Below are 17,727 nucleotides of genomic sequence, written 5' to 3' on the forward strand. Positions count from 1 at the left end.
GTTAAGGCTGCCCATAATAAGCGGCATTCGTCCGCGTTTTCACCCCAGGCTTATCAACCTTTACCGTTAGCGGATGGTATTCATTCACATGGTCCGACGGAGCGGAATCAAACGACATCGAATAGTAAGCGCTCGCATCCGCAACGCACGAGTTAATCTCGCCCAGCAAATCGTTGCTTGAATTCAATACGCGCCCGCCGCTCTGCGTTGCCAGAACCTGCAGCGCGAGGTTGCCGGGGCCCGCTTGCTTTGAGCTCTTCACGCCTTTCAAAAAGCTCTCGTAATAAAACGTGCGCAACATGCTGCCGTCTCCCGCACCGACTGGGTCGATGGCGTACAACGTCATGCGTGACGTCCGGAGAGCGTTGCTGAAATTCGCAATCCAAGAAAAGAACGACTGCTGGTCCTTCGAACTGAACTCGACATTTGGCCCGGACAACAGCGGCCACCCTGGGCTGAGCCAAAGAACCATCTTCCGACCTTGCTTTGTGCCTTCATAGCTGATCAACCGATCCATAGCAGTGAAAGACGTCTGTAGCCGCTCCTGCGCACCGTAGAAGCCTGCAGACCTGCCGATGACTCGAAGCGCCGAATTGGTCGAGTCCAGCAGATCCGCCATCGCATTTCCGTCCCGCGATGGTTGTGGTTGAATCTGCGTGCCCGTATCCGTAAACACGACGATGGTCGTCGGATAGGCAAGCTTCCCGTTATTCTGCCGAAGAAACTTATCAATCTCCTGCCGCTCATACGCAACCCGCGAAAAGCCCGTGTTTACCAGGTCGATCAGCAGGATCACTTCAACCGGCGGATCAGCCGTGGTCCCCTGCAAAGCTTCAAATGAAGTCATCTTTTGGGGCTGATTGTTGTCCAGAATCGTAAAGTCCTGCTGCTCCAATCCGGACAGAGCTTTGCCTGAAGAATCAGTTGCAACCACATCAAGGCTGATACGCCGTTGGCTCGTGATTGCGTTCTCTGCCACTTCCGGAGCGGGCGGTATCAACTTTTTCTCATCTGAACCGGAGGGTGCCTGTCCTGTGGCCTGTAGCATCGCGAAACGTTGCGTGAATAAAACCAGAAAACAGACCAGTGCAAACCTAACCCAGAACCTGCCCATTGAGCCCCCATGTGTTCTTGAAACAACCCATTTGTTACATCCGATACGTTGGACGCGTCAAATGGGCTATCAAGACCCACCGGAGAGTAAACTATGTTCCTTGCTGCGAGACGAACGGGATTTTATCCCAGGGTTCTTCGCAACGCTGCAAGCTAGAGTCATCTCTCCCATGCGTCTCCGCATTCTGAAATCCGGCTGTTCGCCGCATTCAGCTTCATCTCGCTTACCATTCTGGGAATTCTGATCTGGTGGGTTTGCTTGTATCTTCGCTTCCTTCAGCGAACCCGTGGAATGGGACTTGGAGCCGTTGCCGGTGGTGTGGACCATACTCCGTTCATAGTCATGGCTATTTCCTTCGTGGCGATTTTTGTTCTTTCGTTCGCCTATTTGTGGAAGCGAAGCTAGATCTCCCCGCCGTTGCATCACCCGTCCTGTGCCTCGCCACAACCTCCACCGGCGTGATACAACGTTCCCCAACATGAACAAGCGCGATTTCCTCAAAACATCCGGCATACTACTGAGTGGAGCCACCTTGTCCCGATTCGTTCCCCCAGAAGCAGTTGAAGCCCAAAGCAGCGGGACCACCGGACCGCGCACCAACTGGGCTGGCAATCTCACTTATTCGACAAACAATCTCTACACCCCGACTTCAGTAGAAGAAGTCCAGCAGGTCGTCAAGCGTTGCGACAAGCTCCGCGCCTTGGGCGCACGCCACTCCTTCAACGCCATCGCCGACAGCACCGCCAACCAGATCTCGCTCGAACACCTCGATGAGATGACCATCGATAGCAAGGCGCACACTGTCACCGTCGGAGCAGGCGTCCGCTACGGCAGGCTTGCCCCCTATCTCGACTCTCAAGGCTACGCCCTGCATAATCTCGCCTCTCTGCCTCACATCACGGTCATCGGAGCGTGCTCGACGGCAACCCACGGCTCCGGCATCCACAACGGCAACCTCAGTACCGCCGTCTCCGCCCTCGAATTCGTCCAGGCCGACGGCACCCTCGCCACGCTCTCCCGCGCCAAAGATGGTGATACATTCAACGGCACAGTCGTCGCTCTAGGAGCCCTCGGCGTCTCCACCCGCATCACACTCGATCTGCTGCCCACTTTCCAAATGCGGCAGGCGGTCTACGAAGATCTCTCCTTCGACCAACTCCAGCACAATCTCGACGCCATCTTCGGCAGCGGATACAGCATCAGCCTTTTCACCGACTGGCAAAAGCATCAAGCCACGCAGGTCTGGATCAAGAAACGCATGGAACCGGGAATGTCATCCACGTTGCCGCCGGAGTTCTACGGGGCAACGCTCGCCACACAGAAACTACACCCCATCACGGGACACGACGCCACCCCCTGCACCGAACAGCAAGGCATTCCCGGACCATGGTATGAACGCATGCCGCACTTCCGCATGAACTTCACACCTTCAAGCGGAGCCGAGCTGCAAACCGAATACTTCGTCCCACGCGAGCACGGCTACGAAGCCATCCTCGCCGTCGAAAAGCTGCGTGACCGCATCACCCCGCACCTCTTCATCACCGAGCTGCGCACCATCGCCGCGGATAATCTCTGGATGAGCATGGCCTACAAGCGCGATTCACTCGCCATCCACTTCACCTGGAAACCCGAATGGCCGGCAGTGAAAGAAATCCTCCCGCTCATCGAAAAACAGCTCGCGCCCTTCGACCCGCGCCCGCACTGGGCCAAGCTCTTCACTATCCCGCCGAAGGAGCTGGAAGCAAAATACGCAAAGCTGCCCGACTTCAAGTCGCTGGTCAAGCAGCACGACCCAGGCGGCAAATTCCGCAACGCGTTTCTGGACACGAACCTCTACACGGCTTAGATAGACATGTACGCAGCAGACTTTCGCCGCATCGCATTAAGCCTCGAAGGGGCGGAAGAAAGCTCGCACATGGGCGCACCCGACTTTCGCGTCGAAGGCAGAATCTTTGCCACACTTGCAGCCCAAAGCCAGGGTTACGGCAACCTCATGCTCACGGTAGAACAGCAACATGCCTTCATCGAAGACCGCCCTGACCTCTTCGTCCCCATCAAAGGAGGCTGGGGACGCATGGGAATGACACACATCGTCCTCGAAAAGGCCGACGAGGACTCATTGCGCGGTGCCCTAACCACCGCCTGGAACTTGCGCGTGGAGAAAAACACGAAATCCCAAAAGAAAGGCCACTCAGATAAAAAGCGCCTGTCACGACAATGAAAATCGGAGTCACATCTCATCCTCAAGAGCTTCGGCCTGCCGCCATGGACAATGCCTACACCCCGACTCGCAGCAGTACCCGCGCTTCAGGTGGTACACCTCGGTGAAAACCAGGTAAGGCCCATCCATGTAGTAATCCACCCCCTCAATCAAGGGCGCGGTGTCAGACGGTGGGAGGTTGCTCATAACTCGATTCTGCCAAAGGCAACCGCAGCGTGGAATCCGTGGTGCCCCATCCCGATGAAGACAGGGATGGCGCTTTAGAGGAAACCCGATCGGCACTTGAGAGAGCATTCCCTTCTAGGGGCATAAGAACAGCTTCATTAAACGTAACCCGGTTGCCGGCCACGGCTGCCACGCGTTCGCCCGGCACCACAATCCCGATTAGATTCAACGGATCGGCAGCCGCCACCGTGACCGGCTCTAGCTTGATCCCGCTACGCCGAGCCTCGCGCAACGATTCCAACGCCGCAGGCAGCGCAAACTGCTCGCCGCCGAAGCCGGACACAAAGCGCCCGCCCCGAACCTCGCCGCGAGCCTCCATCCGGCGTAGGAACTGCAGCAATTCGCGCCAGGGCGGAACCGTAGTCTCCCGCTCCAGAAGGTCGCGAAACACGACGCCATAGCGCGCCAGCAACATCCGGCAAGCCGACTCGATCTCAGATTCGCGCCGGAGAACGGCATGAGTCCCCGTTTGGCCGCCGTCGGGATCTTCCAACGCCCGGAACAAGCTCCAACGCCCAGCCGCCTGCTTCGCCCGCACCCGAGTAGCCGCAACCTGCTTCCGCCGGGGATCAATCAGCACTCGCAGACTGTCGAAGCCATCCGCCGTCACAAGTCCGGCAGCCACCAGTTCCCAAAGCGCGAGGTCAAGTTCCGCCCCCTGAACGCCGAGCCGACGAACCAGATCGCCGGCAAACATCGCCCCGCTCGATGAGAGAAGATCACGAACGCGACCGGTAAGCTCACTGAGGCAGGCTGTCAGGCAAGTCTCCGGAATCTTGCGCTCGGAGAGGCACAAATCCATCCAGAGTGCCTCTTCCCGCACAAAGAACGTCACCGGAGCCATGCTCGTCGGCACAACGCGCCGCGGGCCGCCTGACTTCACGGAAGCGAATGCTGGATGTGGCGAAATCCGCCCCCACCCCACAACGCCCGACAAACACAGGCCATCCAGCCAGCGCGGATCGTAGCCGGCAACGCGCTGAGGCAGAATCGACCGCTCCCACTCAATTGCCGGAGCCTCAAAGCCTTCAAGCCTGCGCAGCGCCTCGAGAACCCCTGCTTCACCAGTAAGCTGAGTATTGGGAGCCACATGTTGCCACCTCAATAGCCACTGCATAAAGACAGAGGGTGTGACGGGTTCAACCTGCTTTCGCAGAGCCACCAGCGTCCGCTTGTGAATCCGCTGTAACAGCCGCCGCTCACACCATTCCACATCCTCATCGGGCAGAGATTCTAAGGATCCACGGCCCTCGAAGACGCCGCGTAGAATCGTCCCTGACATCTCAAGTCGAAGCATCTGCTTCCAGATCTCGCTCGAGGCAACGCCAAGCCTTCCCGCCAATGACCGCGACGACACTGGTCCGAGAATCGCCATCCAACCTTGTACAACCTTGCGCAAAGCCTCATCTGCATCTGTCACGAGTACAGATACGAAACGGCCGGAATCGGCGAACTTGACTTCAGGCCAAAGCAACCTCAACCAATCAGCACGTTCAGCGGCGCACAGGTAACTGCGCTGATCCACAATGGCAAAGGCAGCACGTCTCTGTTCTTCCAGACGCGAAGAGAAGATGTCCCAATCACGGGCCGCTGGATGCGACAAGACATCCGCAGGAACAATGACCAGCGAGCACAACAAGTCATGGAGTTCGTGCTCGTCGCGAATATCGGGCCAGATTTCCTCACGAACTGAAGCGATTGCCTCCGGAGAAAGCCTGCCCGCGTCGCCCAGCAGATTGTCCGGTAGAACGCCGCGCATGCTGACCGCCCGCGCGCGCCGCTCTTCCAGCGGAGCGTCATCGAGATAAGCATACGGATTCGCATTCAGCATCTCGTGCGCAAAGTGCGACGGCGTTGCGGTGTCGACGGCGAGGCAACGGATCCTGCCGGAATGCATGTCCTGAAGAACTCGTTTCAGTCCTTCGAGATCCATAGCCTCACCAAGCACATCTTTCATCACTTCACGAACGAGGGGATGGTTGGGAATCTCGATATCCCCTTCGATGTTCTCCTGGCACGCCGCTACTTGTGGGAAGACGCTTGCCAGCAGATCATCCGCGCGCGTCCGCTGAATCTGCGGCGGAATCTTCTTCCCGTTTTTGAAGCGCAGCAGTTGCAGGCTGCGTCCGGCATCCCATTTCCAGCGCGCCTTGAAGATTGGCGATGCCAGCGAGGCCTGTTCCAGCAGATCGGTAACCGTGTGTTCCGTCAGAAACTGGAAGACATCGCTCAGTGGGAAGCTGTGCTGCTCGGCAAGCGAGATGTTCAGGCCGTTGTCTGTCGCGGCGGCTTGCAGCTCGAAGTTGAAGCCTCGGCAGAAGCGCTTGCGTAAGGCCAATCCCCAAGCCTTGTTGATGCGTCCGCCGAAGGGGGCGTGCAGAATGAGCTGCATGCCTCCGCCCTCATCGAAGAAGCGCTCGGCGATGACCGTCGTAAGCGTTGGAACTGCGCCCAGAATGGCACGTCCGGCCGTGATGTACCCAACCATCTGCTCTGCGCCAGACTCGCAGACACCACACTCCTGTTTGAGCCATGCGACTGTCTCCGCAACTTCTGCATTCGACTGGCTGATGTAACCGGGAAGAACGGTTGTCGTCCGCCGGTCGATCTCCTGTCGCAATTCGGAGACAAACTGCGACAACTCAATCGTCCGCTGCGGCGCTTCCCCGCGCCAGAAGGGCACGTTAGGAGGCTGCCCATGAGCGTCTTCCACCAACACACGCCCGACGCGGCTCTCGACTCGCTGCACGCGCCAGCTTGTGTTCCCGAGCAGGATGATATCGCCGGCCATCGACTCGATGGCGAAGTCTTCGTCCAGAGTCGCGATTTGCACGCCTTCGGGTTCCGCGATGACTGCGTACAGCGCAGTGTCAGGGATCGTTCCGCCGTTTGAGACTGCGATTGTCCGCGCGCCTCGTCTCGCCTGGATGCGACCGTGGACGCGATCTCGCAGCAGGTAAGAACCGTAGCGTCCTCGGCTGGCTTCGATGCCGTCGGTCAGGAGACACAGCGCCTCGTCAAACTCGTGGCGAGTCAGGTCGCGATAAGGCAGCGCACGCCGCAGCACTTCGAAGAGCGCGTCCTCTTCCCACGGCTCGGCGGCACAGGCTGCGACAATCTGCTGCATCAGCACGTCCATCGGTTGCGGCGGAATCTCCAGCCTGTCGAGAACTCCGGAACGCATGGCACGGATGAGGGCTGCGTGTTCGAGCAGGTCGTCGCGAGTCGTGGCGAAGAAGCGGCCCTTCGGAATCGCGCCTCGCCAGTGTCCGGCGCGGCCTACGCGCTGCATGGCTGCGGCAATCGCACGCGGCGAGTTTATCTGGCAGACCAGATCGACGTTGCCGATGTCGATCCCTAGTTCGAGCGACGCGGTCGCTACAAGCAGGCGAATTTCACCCTGCTTCAATCTGCGCTCCGCTTCGAGGCGTAGCTTGCGGGAGAGGCTTCCGTGATGCGCTGCTACGTTCTCTTCGCCGAGAAGCTCGCCCATACAGAATGCGAGTCGTTCGACGAGCCGTCGCGTGTTGACGAAGACCAGTGTTGAGCGGTGTTCCAGCGCTAGCTCGGCGAGTCGCTTGTAGATGCCGTCCCAGATGGCGTTGCTTGCGACTGCGCCCAGCTCTTCGTCCGGAACTTCGATGGCAAGGTCGAGTGTGCGTCGCTGTCCGACCTGTACAACTTCGACGCTCTTGCCGCGATTTCCGCCCAGGAACTCTGCTACCAGCTCTATTGGATTCTGCGTAGCCGATAGGCCAATACGCTGTGGTACTTCGCGGCCACCTGTAACCCAATCGCCTACAGAAAGGCGGTTTTCGCCACTGACCAGCGCGTCCAGCCTTTCCAGCGTTAGGGCCAGGTGCGCGCCACGCTTGTCATCGGCGACGGCGTGAATTTCATCCACAATCACTGTATTCACGCGGCGCAGGTTGTTGCGGCTCTTCTCGGCTGTCAGCAGAATGTAGAGCGATTCCGGCGTGGTAACCAGAATATGTGGCGGATGCTTCAGCATTCGCTGCCGCTCGGCGGGGAGAGTATCGCCTGTGCGAACCGCAGTCCGAATCTGCGGTGACAAATAGCCGCGATCGAGGGCCAGTTGTTGGATTTCTTTCAGCGGCGCTTCAAGGTTCTTCTGTACGTCGTTTGAGAGCGCTTTGAGTGGCGATACGTAGACGACCTCCGTCTCCGATCCGAGGCGGCCTTCAAGAGCCTTGCGGATGAGTTGGTCGATGCAAATGAGAAACGCAGCCAGCGTTTTGCCGGAACCTGTCGGCGCTGAAATGAGCGTTGGCTTGCCTGCCAGGATGTGGGGCCAGCCCTCTTCCTGCGGCTCGGTTGGCGTGCCGAACTTGCGAACGAACCATTCCTGCACGACGGGATGCGCCCAGGCGAGGCTCTCGGGAATCGCCGCAGATTGCGCGCTTTCCTCCGGCAAGGCAGGCGGAAACAGCATTCGCTCATTTTATCCTGATTTTCGTTTCTTGTTCGCCTGTTTCCGCGCAGGCGGGGGTGGGTCCCCCCTCCCCCCATCCGAAGAAACCGGGTTCACGTATTTTCAATGACATAGCGGGGAATCATCCCCGCTATCCATCTGATTCAATTAGCTTTAAGTGCTTTCTAGTGTTTTCAATCGCTTAGCAGGGGATTAGCTCCGGCACAATGAAAAACGCCCGCTTGGATGGCGGGCGTTTCTGTTCATTTCTGCTCTTATCTCTATTCTAGCAAGTTGCGCGAATTAACACGCCAACTCCGGCGCGATTCTTCTCTTTTAGAATGTGCGAATTGCAGAATTTCATGGCGTTGAGGGGCTTGACAAACTTTTCCACAGCCTTAACGAAACCTTTAGAAAGCGCCTATTCCTCTTTTACGCTTGCATCGTTTGAATTGAGATTGCCGGCATTCCGGCGGAGGAATCATGAGCGCATTTCGTACTCGCAGGCCCCTATTGGTAGATGCTCAACAATGCACGGAAACAAAGACGATCACTACCGATCTGGGCTTCTGCAATGTGCAACGCGGCGACTGGATTGTGCGCGGGGAAAACGGCGAATGCTACGTGGTGGATGACGCCTTTTTCCAACGCACCTTCGCTCCGCTCCAAACTTACCCCTGGGAAAACAACGAAGAAGGTCGCTGCTATGGTTCGTAAAGCTCAAGTACAGGCAAAACCAACTCCCCGCACGCAGCAGACGGACGCGGGGTTTGCTCGGTTGCTGATTACCACGATGCGCATATACGCCGATCCCGTTCTGAAGACCCGGTAAAGTCGCAATTTCAGCCCTCGTCGAAGCGAGGCAAGGCCAGCACGACAGCGCGAAGGTCTCGCGTTACAACCGACGGATAGCCGGATCCGCATGATAGAGAAATGAAAGGTCCATCACGTAGTGATGGAGGTTGTCCGGGTCGATCATAACGGTAATCATGCGGTCGCTGGCCTTAGCAGTGGGATCCGCCCACAGCGCAGGGCTGCGGAATTGCACGAGATCATGCGAGACAGGGTTCCGCCATAGTGTGGTGACGTAGAACGGGTGGCGCCCATTTACCTCGATGGTGGTGTTTTCTTCCACGCGATGAAAGGTGGTAAGGATGGGCCTTCCATCCTTCAGCAGGCGTTTCGTCATGCGGCGTCGCCTATCCCGCAGCGCGAAAGGAAGCGCACCGCCAGCACACATTAGGAGGCCGGCGCCACCAAAGATCAGCGCGAAGTACCAAGGAAGCTGGTGCCTGAAAGACTCAATGCCCGTAACAACGCCTGTGACGACAAATATCACACCTAGCGCCAGCCCCAAGTAAAACAGGCTGTTGACTTGCACACTGCTGGGTGGGTTGGGATTAAAGCCCTCTCCTATAATCTTTTCTGCTGTCTCTTGGATGTTCAGGGCGAACATCGCTTCGCGAATATGGTTTAGCAGTCTCGCGATATCCTCGTCCCAGTGGCTGTTACGTAGTTCCAGTGTCTGCCGTTTTCTCAGCGGCTGCAGGTCGATTGGCAGTTTCTCCACTGCTGGAAGCAGCGTTCCATCCAACAGCAATGGAATGACACGTGCACGGCCGGCAAGGGCAAATTCGACTTCCCGGCGGACGAAGTCACCCGGTTTCTCCAGGCGGCGAATCCCTTGAGCATCCGTTGCGTCAAGCCAGCGCGAGCCGATGAGAACGATCACCACGTCACTCGATTTCAATGCCTGGTCAATCGCGGTGGGAAACTCCGTGCCACCTTCGATGTCCTTAATGTCCATGAAGACACGATCGCGGCCAAGACGGGTAACGAGTTCGCGCTCCAGTGCGCCCGCGAACCCAGCGCTGTCATCCCGGCGGTAGCTGATAAAAACCCCAGCCATACGATCCCACCTCTGGACAGGTGAGGCCTACTCTACTTCTTTTTTTTGCGAAAGAGAAGTTAATAGGCTTCGCGTTCGACTCTCTCCGTAAGTACCTCCCAGGGGTTTGACGGTCCGATTGATCCACTAGTAAATGTCGTGATACGGTTTCATCTCTCTGCAACCGGGAAGGAAATCATGGGACAAGACGAAATTCGCAGCAATAGCGCGAGAGTCGACACGAAGCTTGAAATCGTTGTCATCCCTGTTTCGGATGTTGACCGCGCAAAGGAGTTCTACGGCGGGAAACTCGGGTGGCGGCTCGACGCCGACTTTGACAATGGCAACGACTTTCGCGTGATCCAGTTCACGCCGCCGGGCTCCGGGTGTCCGGTCATCTTTGGCAAGAATGTTACCGGGGCAACTCCCGGCACGGCCCAGGGCCTTTACCTGATCGTTGCTGACATCGCTGCAGCTCGCGCCGAATTTCTCAGTCACGGCGTTGAGGTCAGCGAGGTCTTCCACAACGACGGCGTGTACTCTGGCCCGGACGAGCCCTACTTGTTCGGTCGCGTCCGGGTCAGCGGCCCGGATCCAGAGCATCGCACCTACTGCTCCTTCGCCTCGTTCAAGGATCCGGACGGCAACGGCTGGCTCTTCCAGGAGATTACGACGCGGCTTCCGGGGCGTGTCGTCGGCAGTACGACATATGGGTCGGCGACTGATCTGGCGCAGGCGCTACGGCGTGCCGAGGCTGCGCATGGTGAACACGAGAAGCATCTTGGGAAACGCGATGAGAACTGGCCGGACTGGTATGCCGAATACATGGTGCGTGAGCAGGCTGGCGAAAAGCCGCCGCAATAGACGGACGCGTGTTCAACAATCCTTGGCTGAGATTCGTGCTTTCCCACCCCAACACGCGAAAATCATGCGCGTTGGGGACCCCGGTTTTTTCGTGCTGCTGCCCTGAAAAAGCAGATCCTTCCCCTTCACTCCGTTCAGGGTCATGATGACAATCTCTTCACGAGCAGCTTCCGACTAGGCTTTGGCTGCGTCTACCTTTTCGGTGTCCACTCCTAGTTCCTGAAAAGCCGCTTGCGCTTTTTTCGCGTCGAATTTGCCGTCGCGTGCCAGCCTGGAAAGCGTGGCGGCGACGATGGATTCAGTGTTGACTTCAAAGTGCGCGCGGAGATGCTCACGGTTGTCGCTGCGTCCGAAGCCGTCGGTACCGAGTGTCACGAGACGGTCGGCGAGCCAGGGTGAGAGTTGGTCGGGGACAGACTTTATGTAGTCGGTCGCTGCGATGATGGGGCCTTTTGCGCCCTTGATGGCTTGCAGGATGTACGGGGTCTTTTCCGCTTCTGCCGGGTGCAGGCGGTTCCAGCGCTCGATGGATAGGGCTTCACGGCGTAGTTCGTTGTAGCTGGTCACGCTCCATACGTCGGTCTGTACGCCGTATTTTTCGGCGAGAATCTGCTGGGCGCGGACGGCTTCATTCAGGATAGGGCCGCTGCCAAAGAGCTGGGCTACAGATGCTTTTGCGGCCTTGCCCTCCGGGGCGCTCTTGAATTTGTAGATGCCGCGCACGATGCCCTCGCGGACGCCTTCAGGCATTTCCGGCATGGCATAGTCTTCGTTGTACATGGTGATGTAGTAGAAGACCGGCTCATTTTCCTGATACATGCGGCGGATGCCGTCCTGCAGAATGGCGGCGAGTTCGTAGACGTATGCCGGGTCGTAGCTCAGGCAGGTTGGCACGGTGCTGGCGAGGACGTGGCTGTGGCCGTCCTGATGCTGGAGGCCTTCACCGAGCATGGTGGTGCGTCCGGCGGTGCCTCCCATGAGGAAGCCCTTGCCGCGTGAATCAGCGAACGCCCACACCATATCGCCAACGCGCTGGAAGCCGAACATCGAGTAGTACATGTAGAACGGGATGGTCGGCGTGCGGTAGTTGGAGTAAGCGGTGCCTGCGGCGGTGAAGGAGGCCATCGATCCAGCTTCAGTAATGCCCTCTTCAAGAATCTGGCCGTCCTGCTCTTCACGGTAGTAGAGCAGCATGTCGAGATCGTGCGGCTTGTACTTCTGCCCTTCGGCCGCGTAGATGCCAACCTGGCGGATGGCGGACTCCAAGCCAAAGGTGCGGCCCTCGTCGGGAACGATTGGCACAATCAGCTTGCCGATCTCAGGATCTTTCAGCAGGTGGCGCAGAATGCTGACAAAACCCATCGTAGTGGATACGGCGCGGCCTTTCGATCCGGCGGTCCACTCGGCGTAGTAGTCGATCTCAGGGGCTTTGAATTTCAGCTCAGGGGTTTCGCGCTGCGGCATGTATCCGCCGAGCGCCTTGCGGCGCTCTTGCAGGTATTGGATCTCCGGCGCGTCGTCTGCGGGCTTGTAGGGCTTACCCTGCTTGGCGGACTCTTCTGGAACGGGGATGTCGAAACGCTTCACGAAGGTGGTGAGCGCGTCGTCGGTCATTTTCTTTTCCTGGTGCGCTGCATTGCGGGCTTCGGTGGTACCCATGCCGTAGCCTTTAACCGTCTTGGCGAGGATGACGGTGGGCCCCCCGCGGTGCTCGACGGCGCGCTTGTAGGCGTTGTAAATCTTTACCGGGTCGTGGCCACCGCGATGCAGGCGCGCGAGTTGCTCGTCGGTCATATCGCTGACGAGTTCGAGGAGTTCGGGGTACTTGCCGAAGAATTCCTTGCGCAGATATGCGCCGCCCTTGGCTTTGAATGCCTGATATTCGCCGTCAACGCACTCCTCCATGCGCTTCAGCAGCAGGCCCTTGTGATCGCGCTCAAAGAGGACATCCCAATCCGAGCCCCAGATGACCTTGATGACATTCCAGCCAGCGCCGCGGAAGACGCCTTCGAGCTCGTCGATGATCCGCTTATTGCCGCGTACTGGGCCGTCGAGGCGCTGCAGGTTGCAGTTGACGACGAAGACCAGATTGTCGAGCTTTTCGCGTGAGGCGACTGAGATTGCACCAAGAGTGTCGACTTCGTCTGTTTCGCCGTCGCCGACGAAGGCCCAGATTTTGCGCGGGGTCTTCTCGATGAGATTGCGGTTTTCGAGATAGCGCATAAAACGCGCCTGATAGATCGCGTTCAGCGGACCGATACCCATCGAAACTGTCGGGAAACGCCAGAAATTCGGCATCAGCCAGGGGTGGGGGTAGGACGACAGGCCTGGCTTGTCGCGCAATTCGTGGCGGAAATTTTTGAGATGATCGTCATTCAGGCGGCCTTCCAGATAGGCACGCGCGTAGACGCCGGGTGAAGCGTGTCCTTGGAAATAGATGAAGTCGCCGGGCTGGTCTTGCCCCCCGCTCGCCGCGTGGCTTGGATACTTTGCGTGAAAGAAGTGATTGAAACCTACCTCTAAGAGCGTCGCCAAGGATGAGTAGGTCGAAATATGGCCGCCGATACCGGCATCTTTTTTGTTCTGGTGATGCACCATCGCCATGGCGTTCCAGCGAATCAGGCTCTCTACGCGACGCTCTATGTTTCGGTCACCGGGGTACGGCACTTCGTCATGTTTGGGGATGGTATTGAGGTAGGGGGTGCGGATTTCGCCAGGTGTATTGATGCCGGCCTCGCGTGCTCGCTGCCGCAGCGCGCCCATCAGCTCTGCTGCTTGTTCCGGGCCCTCATCGACAACAACCTGATCGAAAGCCTCAATCCACTCTGCGACTTCATCCGTAAAGTCCGCGCTAACAGGCACTGCCAGTTTCATAGACATAGGATCCATTTCCCGGGAACATGCAAAGATCCATCGATCTGAGGCGAGCGCAACCGTAATCCAGGCTCTCTTTAGACTCAGGCGATAATCTTTGATTGTCCAACTGATAATTTTCGCAGAATATTTGCCGCCGCGCTACGCAACCGGCCGCAACTCAACCGTTAAGTCTAGCGCACGCTCAGAGAGCAACGAAATGCACGAGGTCTGCGCACTTCGATTGCGACATGTATAGCTATTGCTCCAGAGAAGCTGTGGTTGCCAGATGCACCAGGGAACTGCAGACATATTCGATTTCAGAATCGGTAATTCGATTGAAAAAAGGAAGCGCGACCGTCCGTGTGCTGAGCGACTCAGTGACTGGAAGCGAACGCAGAGCAGCAAATTGCTGGTATGCCGGCTGTTTGTGGATCGGAGCAAAATAGCGGCCGCAGCTGATTCCATCAGCCCCGAGAGACTGAACGATTGCATCTCGATCCGCCTGCTGGAACCCCGATGCCAGGCGAATGACATACACAAACCAGCTGATGCGCTTCTGATCGAGTTGGGTCGGAGGAACGATCACTCCTTTCTGACCACGTAGATTCTCGTGATACTTCAGCGCTACGGCCTCACGGCGGGCGAGGATATCATCGATTCGTTGCATCTGGACGCAACCGAGTGCACAGCTCATTTCTGAAAGACGGTAGTTATAGCCGAGTACCTTGTGCTGGTACCACTCATCCGATTCGTATCGCCCTTGGTTGCGCAGCGCGCGAATATCGCGCGCCATATCTGCGTTGCGGGTTACCACGACACCGCCCTCGCCCATCGTGATCTGCTTGTTGGGATAGAACGCGAATACTGCCGCGTCGCCAAACGATCCGACTCTTTGTCCCCGGTATTCCGCGCCGATCGCTTCGCAGCAGTCCTCGATCACGAGAAGACGATGGCGGCGTGCGATATCGAGGATTGCGTCCATGTCTGCAGGGCAACCGAAAGTATGCACCGCCAGAATGGCGCGCGTCCGTGGCGTGAGGGCCTCTTCGATGCGCGCCGGGTCCATGTTGAGCGTTGCCGGCTCGATATCAACAAAGACTGGCGTGGCGCCTTCATAACGGATTGCATTCGCCGCAGAGACAAAGGCAAATGAGGGAACAATCACCTCGTCCTCCTTGCCAATGCCCAGTGCCCGGATGCACAGATGCAACCCGGCCGTGCCTGAACTCACGGCAACTGCATGCGGCACACCAATATCAGTGGCCAAGAGGTGTTCGAATTCCTCCTGCTTTGGGCCGATGCTCAGTCTGGAACTGCGAAGAACAGCGACTACCGCTTCAATTTCTGCTTCAGTGATGTCGGGCTGTGACAATGGAATGTTCATGGACACTCCGCTGACGCGGCACGCTTCAAGAGTAGCTGCTCTGAAGATGGCAGAGTAGTCAGTACTCGGACGATGTGTTCCGCAGCGTGGCCATCCCCATAGGGATTGGACATGCCTTCGATGGATTGCAGAAATTCGGGGCTTTGAGCCTCACGGATTTTGTTCAGGATGGATTCGCGCGTTGGCGATGCATCGAGCACATTCGCGGGTCGCTCTCTTCCCTGCTGCCGCATGCCGACGTTCACCGTCGGCAAGGCGAACGAGCCGGTTTCCATAATGCCGCTCGAAGAATTACCGACCATGAGCCGGACATTTTGCAACAGGCTCCAATATGTGACAGCAGGCAGATTGATAAACAAGCGCCCGTTGCGACGATTCTTCAAGAATCTTTCGGCGCGATCAATGAGTTCACGGCTGCCTGCATCGGCATTCGGGTAACAGAATACGAGTTGATCAGGAAGCTCTTTGAGCGCTTCGAAGAGAGCGACGGTCTCCCTCGTCGTATCGCGAAGAATCGTGACGGGATGATACGCAACGAGAATTGTCGGCTGTGTGAGATCGAGACCAAGATTCTGTTGGAGTTCCTGCCGCGTTAACAATCGACTACGCCGGAAGTGATCCAGCGATGGAGCTCCTGCACGATGCACACGCCATGGCTCTTCTCCCATGTTAATGACTCGTTGCCGCGCTAGTTCTGTCGACGTGAAGTGAATATGGCTTAGCTTTGTAAGAGCATTGCGAACGGCGTCATCGATGGCGCCCTCGCTGATTTCTCCGCCTTCAATGTGCGCGATTGGAATGCGAAGTGCCAGCGCGACCGATGCCGGAGCAAGCATCTCATATCTGTCGGCGATGAGCAGGAGAAGATCGGGCCTCATCTGGCCGAGCGCGTCGGCAAGTGAAAGAACCCCAAGCCCGATGCTCTTTGCCATTCCGACGTCTGTATCAGAACTCAGAAGACATTCAAGCTTCGCGGCAATGGGAAACCCATCAGCTTCAATTTCGCGCACGGTGCTGCCAAACTCCGGAGAGAGATGTGCTGCCAGCGCGATCACCTTCAGGTCCACGTCGGGATGTGCTTGCAGTTCCTTCAGCGGCCAGTAGAGATGGCTATAATCCGCCCGCGACGTGGTTACAACTGCAATGGTCTGCTTCATTGAGGCTCCCGGCCGTACATACTGGCTTCGACAGCAGCCATGCGCCGGGTTTTCCAATCAAAAAACTCGTTCAGCACGACCAGCATTTTCCCTGAGTGAGCCCGATCGCATACGCGGAGACTCTGTAATAAGCTTTCTCTAATTGATTCTATTGGTTTCATGATCGTTTGCGTTGAGAGGATTTGAAAGCCACATTCCATGAGCCTCGCCCTTCTGCCTGCTGTCGAACAGCTTGCCCTTCTGCGAGAAAGAAAAATCTCGCCGCTCGAACTGGTGGAAGAGCATATTGCCCGCATTGAGCGCTGGAATCCGACTCTCAACGCGCTCGTCCATTTCGATCCAGAAGAGGCACGCCGGCAAGCGCGTCACGCAGTCGAGGGGCCGTTGAGTGGTCTGCCGGTTACGGTGAAGGCGTCGATCGCCACGAAGGGATACCGATGCGAGATTGGAAGTGTGTTGCATCGCGGGCAGATTCCGCAAGAGGATGCTGAGTCTGTAGCGCGACTGCGCCGCGCTGGCGCGGTGATTCTGGGGACGACGAATTGCCCTGAATTTTTGATGGCGTATGAAACGGACAACTTGCTGTATGGGAAGACAAATAATCCCTGGGCAACGGAGCGAACGGCGGGCGGATCGAGTGGCGGCGAAGCAGCAGCAATTGCAGCAGGGCTTTCGGCTGGCGGGTTGGGCAGCGACAGCGGCGGATCGGTACGCGAGCCTGCGCATTTTTCGGGCATCTGCTCACTGAAGCCGACTTCGGCGCGCATTCCGGCGGTTGGACATTTGCCGCCATGCGTGGGGCCGTTTTCGATTCTGGGCGCGATTGGACCGATGGCGCGCACAGTTGCCGATGTGGATCTGCTGTTTCGCGTGGCGGCTGGCCGATATCCGTCTGATCCTTCAGCTGCGCCTGTGCATCTACGTGAGGTATCTGTTGAGGAAGCAAAGCACGTTCCGATTGGTTGGTTTGAGGATGATGGGCTGATTCCGGTGACGAAGGAGACGCGACAGGCGGTGCGCGATGCCGCGGATGCGCTTGAGCGGCAAGGCTTCAAGGTGAAGGAATTCCGGCCGACGTTTCTGGAAGAGGCACGCAGGCTGTGGCATGTTTTCTTTGTGCAATGCGGAGCGATGTTTTACGAGTCTTCTACTGCGGGGCACAGGAATGATCTGAGCCCGACGTTTCAGAATTTTCTTGAGATTGCGGAATCTGAGCCGCCATTGACGGCGAAATCGCTGCTGCATGCATGGGCGGAGTGCGACATGGTGCGCAGCCAGCTTCTTGCGGAGATGCAGGAGTTCCCTCTTTTGTTGATGCCGGTGAGCGCGATTCCGGCGTTTCGGCACGGTGAGCGCCAGTGGACGGTAGAAGGACGCACACTGCACTATTTCGATGCGATGCGATTTACGCAGTGGTTCAATCTGCTGGCCGCGCCCGCTGCTGTGGTTCCAGTGGGCCAGTCGGAGGATGGGCTTCCGATCGGGGTTCAGATTGCGGGGCGGCCGTATGACGATGAGCTTGTGCTGAAGGTGGCGGCAGCGGTGGAAAGCGAGTTTGGGTATCGTCCTCCTCCGCTGCAGTGAAT

The 17,727-nt window shown here is 57.7% G+C and carries 13 protein-coding genes; 6 read left to right on the forward strand and 7 right to left on the reverse strand.

Translation table 11 applies throughout. From position 1 onward, the window contains the following. Position 1: 1 nt before the first annotated feature. Positions 2-1,048 carry a VWA domain-containing protein gene (locus H7849_RS12690; RefSeq protein ID WP_186747004.1) on the reverse strand — a complete coding sequence of 349 codons (1,047 nt, stop codon included), beginning with the start codon at positions 1,046-1,048 and terminating at the stop codon, positions 2-4. 544 nt (positions 1,049-1,592) lie between these two features. Between H7849_RS12690 and H7849_RS12695 the strand changes: the two genes are divergently transcribed. Beyond that, the gene (locus H7849_RS12695; protein WP_186747006.1) at positions 1,593-2,960 is read left to right on the forward strand and encodes an FAD-binding protein; all 1,368 of its coding nucleotides are present in this window, start codon (positions 1,593-1,595) and stop codon (positions 2,958-2,960) included. A 6-nt stretch (positions 2,961-2,966) separates the two neighbouring features. Further along, on the forward strand, positions 2,967-3,335 hold the full coding sequence (locus H7849_RS12700) for an MmcQ/YjbR family DNA-binding protein (protein WP_186747007.1): 369 nt from the start codon (positions 2,967-2,969) through the stop codon (positions 3,333-3,335). Between the two features lie 9 nt (positions 3,336-3,344). Here H7849_RS12700 and H7849_RS12705 read toward each other — a convergent pair whose 3' ends face one another. Together H7849_RS12705 and H7849_RS12710 are read right to left on the reverse strand one after the other, a co-directional pair. Next, complete coding sequence (locus tag H7849_RS12705) at positions 3,345-3,521, reverse strand: C1orf53 family protein (RefSeq protein ID WP_186747008.1); 177 nt, start codon at positions 3,519-3,521, stop codon at positions 3,345-3,347. After that, on the reverse strand, positions 3,499-8,013 hold the full coding sequence (locus tag H7849_RS12710; protein ID WP_186747009.1) for a DEAD/DEAH box helicase: 4,515 nt from the start codon (positions 8,011-8,013) through the stop codon (positions 3,499-3,501). Before H7849_RS12710 ends, H7849_RS12705 begins: the two co-directional genes overlap by 23 nt. Before the next feature lie 462 nt (positions 8,014-8,475). Here H7849_RS12710 and H7849_RS12715 point away from each other — a divergent pair, with 462 nt between their 5' ends. Next, positions 8,476-8,709 (forward strand): hypothetical protein, encoded by a 234-nt coding sequence (locus H7849_RS12715; protein ID WP_186747010.1) that lies wholly within the window; start codon positions 8,476-8,478, stop codon positions 8,707-8,709. After that, complete coding sequence (locus H7849_RS27095; RefSeq protein WP_285288950.1) at positions 8,699-8,824, forward strand: hypothetical protein; 126 nt, start codon at positions 8,699-8,701, stop codon at positions 8,822-8,824. Before H7849_RS12715 ends, H7849_RS27095 begins: the two co-directional genes overlap by 11 nt. Before the next feature lie 63 nt (positions 8,825-8,887). Here the strand turns inward: H7849_RS27095 and H7849_RS12720 are convergent, their stop codons facing one another. Beyond that, positions 8,888-9,901 (reverse strand): toll/interleukin-1 receptor domain-containing protein, encoded by a 1,014-nt coding sequence (locus H7849_RS12720; RefSeq protein WP_186747011.1) that lies wholly within the window; start codon positions 9,899-9,901, stop codon positions 8,888-8,890. A gap of 177 nt (positions 9,902-10,078) precedes the next feature. On the opposite strand from H7849_RS12720, the gene H7849_RS12725 reads away from it, so the two are divergent. Then, positions 10,079-10,744 (forward strand): VOC family protein, encoded by a 666-nt coding sequence (locus H7849_RS12725; protein WP_186747012.1) that lies wholly within the window; start codon positions 10,079-10,081, stop codon positions 10,742-10,744. 174 nt (positions 10,745-10,918) lie between these two features. On the opposite strand, the gene aceE is transcribed toward H7849_RS12725, so the two are convergent. The 3 genes from aceE to neuC form a co-directional block, all read right to left on the reverse strand. Beyond that, positions 10,919-13,624 carry a pyruvate dehydrogenase (acetyl-transferring), homodimeric type gene (gene aceE / locus H7849_RS12730; protein WP_186747013.1) on the reverse strand — a complete coding sequence of 902 codons (2,706 nt, stop codon included), beginning with the start codon at positions 13,622-13,624 and terminating at the stop codon, positions 10,919-10,921. Between the two features lie 232 nt (positions 13,625-13,856). Beyond that, on the reverse strand, positions 13,857-14,984 hold the full coding sequence (locus tag H7849_RS12735; protein ID WP_186747014.1) for a DegT/DnrJ/EryC1/StrS family aminotransferase: 1,128 nt from the start codon (positions 14,982-14,984) through the stop codon (positions 13,857-13,859). Beyond that, positions 14,981-16,141 carry a UDP-N-acetylglucosamine 2-epimerase gene (neuC, locus tag H7849_RS12740; RefSeq protein WP_186747015.1) on the reverse strand — a complete coding sequence of 387 codons (1,161 nt, stop codon included), beginning with the start codon at positions 16,139-16,141 and terminating at the stop codon, positions 14,981-14,983. The genes H7849_RS12735 and neuC overlap by 4 nt, the downstream gene beginning before the upstream one ends. Positions 16,142-16,339: 198 nt before the next feature. Between neuC and H7849_RS12745 the strand changes: the two genes are divergently transcribed. Continuing rightward, positions 16,340-17,725 (forward strand): amidase, encoded by a 1,386-nt coding sequence (locus H7849_RS12745; protein ID WP_186747016.1) that lies wholly within the window; start codon positions 16,340-16,342, stop codon positions 17,723-17,725. Positions 17,726-17,727: the final 2 nt, after the last annotated feature.

The organism is Alloacidobacterium dinghuense, assembly GCF_014274465.1.
Taxonomy (GTDB): domain Bacteria; phylum Acidobacteriota; class Terriglobia; order Terriglobales; family Acidobacteriaceae; genus Alloacidobacterium; species Alloacidobacterium dinghuense.

Coding starts and splice junctions, on each gene's coding strand:
- H7849_RS12735 (WP_186747014.1), bottom strand. CDS start 14,984: ATGAACATTCCATTGTCACAGCCCGACATCACTGAAGCAGAAATTGAA.
- H7849_RS12715 (WP_186747010.1), top strand. CDS start 8,476: ATGAGCGCATTTCGTACTCGCAGGCCCCTATTGGTAGATGCTCAACAA.
- H7849_RS12695 (WP_186747006.1), top strand. CDS start 1,593: ATGAACAAGCGCGATTTCCTCAAAACATCCGGCATACTACTGAGTGGA.
- H7849_RS12690 (WP_186747004.1), bottom strand. CDS start 1,048: ATGCTACAGGCCACAGGACAGGCACCCTCCGGTTCAGATGAGAAAAAG.
- neuC (WP_186747015.1), bottom strand. CDS start 16,141: ATGAAGCAGACCATTGCAGTTGTAACCACGTCGCGGGCGGATTATAGC.
- H7849_RS12705 (WP_186747008.1), bottom strand. CDS start 3,521: ATGAGCAACCTCCCACCGTCTGACACCGCGCCCTTGATTGAGGGGGTG.
- aceE (WP_186747013.1), bottom strand. CDS start 13,624: ATGTCTATGAAACTGGCAGTGCCTGTTAGCGCGGACTTTACGGATGAA.
- H7849_RS12710 (WP_186747009.1), bottom strand. CDS start 8,013: ATGCTGTTTCCGCCTGCCTTGCCGGAGGAAAGCGCGCAATCTGCGGCG.
- H7849_RS12700 (WP_186747007.1), top strand. CDS start 2,967: ATGTACGCAGCAGACTTTCGCCGCATCGCATTAAGCCTCGAAGGGGCG.
- H7849_RS12720 (WP_186747011.1), bottom strand. CDS start 9,901: ATGGCTGGGGTTTTTATCAGCTACCGCCGGGATGACAGCGCTGGGTTC.
- H7849_RS12725 (WP_186747012.1), top strand. CDS start 10,079: ATGGGACAAGACGAAATTCGCAGCAATAGCGCGAGAGTCGACACGAAG.
- H7849_RS12745 (WP_186747016.1), top strand. CDS start 16,340: ATGAGCCTCGCCCTTCTGCCTGCTGTCGAACAGCTTGCCCTTCTGCGA.
- H7849_RS27095 (WP_285288950.1), top strand. CDS start 8,699: ATGGTTCGTAAAGCTCAAGTACAGGCAAAACCAACTCCCCGCACGCAG.